Source organism: Nocardia takedensis NBRC 100417, assembly GCF_000308695.1.
Lineage (GTDB): Bacteria > Actinomycetota > Actinomycetes > Mycobacteriales > Mycobacteriaceae > Nocardia > Nocardia takedensis.
Genome location: NZ_BAGG01000184.1, coordinates 1 through 949, shown reverse-complemented (window position 1 = coordinate 949; position 949 = coordinate 1). Strand labels below are relative to the sequence as shown.

At 70.8% G+C, this 949-nt stretch carries 2 protein-coding genes; both read left to right on the top strand.

The window, feature by feature from the left end; translation table 11 throughout:
- Nucleotides 1–431 (top strand): hypothetical protein (locus ON30_RS27850; protein ID WP_218006309.1); only part of this gene is annotated, 431 nt, incomplete at its 5' end.
- On the top strand, nt 428–886 hold the full coding sequence (locus ON30_RS27845) for a DUF1889 family protein (RefSeq protein WP_157183857.1): 459 nt from the start codon (nt 428–430) through the stop codon (nt 884–886). The genes ON30_RS27850 and ON30_RS27845, both read left to right, overlap by 4 nt.
- Nucleotides 887–949: the final 63 nt, after the last annotated feature.

Sequence of the window (949 nt, the reverse complement as noted above, 5' to 3'; positions counted from 1 at the left end):
ACCGGTCCGGGGGCCGCGTCCACCGAGAGCGACCCGCGAAGATGAGCGGGTTGACCAGGGTGGATGTGTGCGGGGTGTCGGTGCGGACGGGGATCGACACAGTCGGTGAGGCGTTGTCCGGCGTCGGGGCCCGGTGGGTGTATCCGTCGGCGCTGAGCGGGGTCGATGAACGGGGCGTGGCGGCGGCGGTGAACTGGACGCGGATCTATTCCCAGTGGGTGGGCGGTACACCGCTGCTGCGTCTGCGGGGTGACTTCACCGATTGCGCGGCGCTGGTCGGAGCACTCGTCGCCGGCGACGGCGCCCTGACCGCTCGCGGCGCCGATCCGCTGCCGGACTGGCGGGGCGGATTGCTGGTCGCGGTGGACCGGACCGGGACGAACTGCTGGCCTGCGCCGACGATCCCCGGACCCGCGCGCTGTGCGTGGTGAGCCGCGATCCCACGCAACTCGGCGTGTGGGTCGCCGCGGCGGCGCCGCAACTGCTCGCCACCGCCTGCGCCGTACCTCTGCCCTCACCGTTGTCCGGGGTCGCCGTCCAGGCACTGCGCACGGTGGATCGATTACTGGCCCACCCCGTCACACTCGCATCCTCGGCGCAGCGCCGTGACGCCCTGGCGATCCTGCGTATTCTGCACGATGCCGGGGAAGTATCGACCGCCGAGGCGGTGTGTCTGTGGGCGCTGCGCCACCGATGGACCGCGGCGGGCGCGACACGATTGGCCGGTCTGGCGGCCCGATCGGAGTATCGCAGCGATCCGGAAGCCCTCGCCGACAATCCCTTCCGAGACGCCATCGTCGACCTCTGGCGCGAACGGGCCGCTCGCGCCGGCATCGAACACCCGGCGGCGATCACCACGAATATCGCGAAAACGATGCTCTACTGACCGATCCGGACGATCACCTCGATCCCCCAGGCCGCTACGCGTCCTTGTGGTGCGCGGACTCGA